2 protein-coding genes are annotated in these 2,368 nt (G+C 34.0%); one reads left to right on the top strand and one right to left on the bottom strand.

The genetic code is table 11. From position 1 onward, the window contains the following. Positions 1 to 464 precede the first annotated feature (464 nt). Positions 465 to 1,670 carry a PD-(D/E)XK nuclease family protein gene (locus GXZ13_06925; GenBank protein NLX75541.1) on the top strand — a complete coding sequence of 402 codons (1,206 nt, stop codon included), beginning with the start codon at positions 465 to 467 and terminating at the stop codon, positions 1,668 to 1,670. A 460-nt stretch (positions 1,671 to 2,130) separates the two neighbouring features. Here GXZ13_06925 and GXZ13_06920 read toward each other — a convergent pair. After that, positions 2,131 to 2,368, bottom strand: a 238-nt coding sequence (locus tag GXZ13_06920) for a hypothetical protein (GenBank protein NLX75540.1), incomplete at its 5' end; no start/stop codon positions are given.

Here is a 2,368-nt window from a genome sequence, read left to right as displayed (position 1 = left end):
TTTAACGAAGAGTCAAAAGCAAGCAAATAGTAATTGCACTTTTAGGGACAAGTCGCTACTTGTCCTTGCTAGATTGAATTATACTAGCTGCAAATCTCGATTTAATATTAAAATCTTTTGAATCTTAATTGGGATAGTTACAATAATATCAACTATCAAAAGCTAGAAACGGTGATGTAAAAACAAAAAACGCATAACATCAAGGTTATGCGTTTTTCGATTTCCTTTTCTCGAATGAGAAATGAACTCAGTTACAAATATAGATAACTTGTTTGGAAAATACAAATATAACTTGATAAAAGATTGTCTTATTTTTGATTACATGGTTAATTTAACTGAATCAATTCAATCGAATTACAACTCTTGAAAACAAAATTCATGGTATTCTAAATAATTATCACGATATTGTAGCCACGAATAGTTGTGGATAAAACAAAAAACATCCCAATCACATAATATAAACTATGGGAAAGAAACAGAAACAGATAAAAATAAACAAACGAAATACAGATATAAATAACTTTTATACTCACGCTGACAATGAGATAAAGAAAATAGAGCAGGAGAGGAGAAAATTTGGGAAAAAGAGTGCTCCGTGGTTCAACCCTATTGATTTTTGGGATGTAGATGAGCATAAAATTAATGAGATATTGGCTTTCTTGTTAAATCCCAACGAGAGTCATGAGCAAGGCGATAGGTATTTGATGCACTTTATAAAGAAATTTGGATTGGACTCTTTTACCTACAACAGGCGAGACAAGATAGTGGTGAAAAGCAACCTATCTACTGATGAAGGAAAGCAAATAGATATTGTGATTTACAAAAACTCGTTTGAAGTGGCTATTGCTATAGTAAATAGGTTGGGGATGAGTAGCAACGAACTCCAAATGGAACTGGAACACTATAGTAGGTATTTGTGGAATAGAACTGGCGACGACTATTGCTTAATTTACATGACTCCTAAAGTAAAAACTGTAACTCCAAAAAGCCTTAGTAAGGAGGAGCGAAGAGAGCTAGAGCGTAGCAAGAAGTTTAAGCACTTGGCATACGAGGAGCATCTGATAGATTGTTTTGCAGAATTTGCCGAGATAACTGAGAGTGAACGTGTGAAATTGTTTTTAAAAGATTTTGAAAAAGTAATGAGAAAGAAATATATAGGCGAAAAAGATTTAGAAGCTAAGCAAGCTGTAGTTGATTTGATAAATAGAAATCAAAAGAATTTAGAGATCTCTTTTATGGTTTCAAATTCTTTGCCAGAAGTGAAGAGAAAGTTGAAAGAGCGTTTCAATTCGCAAATGGAGAGCTTGAAGAGGGAACTGAACCTTGATGCCAAGCAGGAGAGCGATAAAGTGTGGTTAAGACCCAAGAAGTGGAAATATCACTACATTAGTTATGCTTACGAAGATGGGCATATATTTTACGGAATGACACAGGATAAGCGGGAGGTGAACAAGAAGAGTTTTGATGGGGTGTTGCGTCACTTAAACGAGCATGGCGGTGGAGGTTTCGAGTATAGTGAGTGGTGGCCTGCCTATAAGTATCTGTACAAGGATATTGATAGTAATCCTGATTTTTGGAAGGCCATAAAAAATGGCAAAGCAAAGCAGGAGATAAAGAAATTTATTGAGCTGATGATTGACGAATTTGAAACGGATGTGTTTTATGAGTAGTTGTCTGAATTAGGATTAACTGTCTGAATTAGGATTTGTAAGATTAAGGGGTTAAAGAATTGACTGTCTGAACTGTTGGATAATTATGATTAATGTTGGAATAGATTACCTTGTAGGGACAAGCTTGCCCCGCTTGCCCCATGAAATCGGATTTTTTATTTCACCGGGGTCGCGACTTGTCCTTGGTTAATCATTACACAGCATCATATAAATAAAACAAATCACCCTCACAATAAAGAGAATCGTCAGAATATGAAAACTTAGAATACTGTTATGAGAAGATGACCCTAGGAGTAATTCAATTACCGAAATCCTATCAAGTTAAAATCCCACGAATTTTAATTCAGACAGAATCATTAAAATCAACAATTAACACAAAAAAAACGCATAACCCTTTTTTAAAAGCTATGCGTTTTCCTTTTCCTATGTTTTTTGATTGAAAAACAAGAAATAAATTCAACTACCTTTTCTCTAATGTAAATTCTTGGTTGGAGGACTGAATTGAGATTATCAGCTTTTCACCCTCGAACCTGTAATTGTAAATAAAATCGGCATCTAAATAATCGAATTTAACAGTAAAAGTTTGATCATTTTTTTCAGTGATTACTCCTTCTGCTTCAACATATTCTTTTTTTGTAGAAAATTCATTGTTGTTGCCAAAGTTATAGATAGTACCTACATTTAACTCTGACATATCG

It is taken from the genome of Synergistaceae bacterium (assembly GCA_012728235.1).
GTDB lineage: Bacteria > Synergistota > Synergistia > Synergistales > Synergistaceae > JAAYFL01.
Note: the sequence above shows the minus strand (reverse complement) of the source record. Positions and strands in the feature narration are given on the sequence as shown.

Bases quoted from the DNA above. Each gene is read 5' to 3' on its own strand.
- GXZ13_06925 (NLX75541.1), top strand. From the start codon at position 465: ATGGGAAAGAAACAGAAACAGATAAAAATAAACAAACGAAATACAGAT.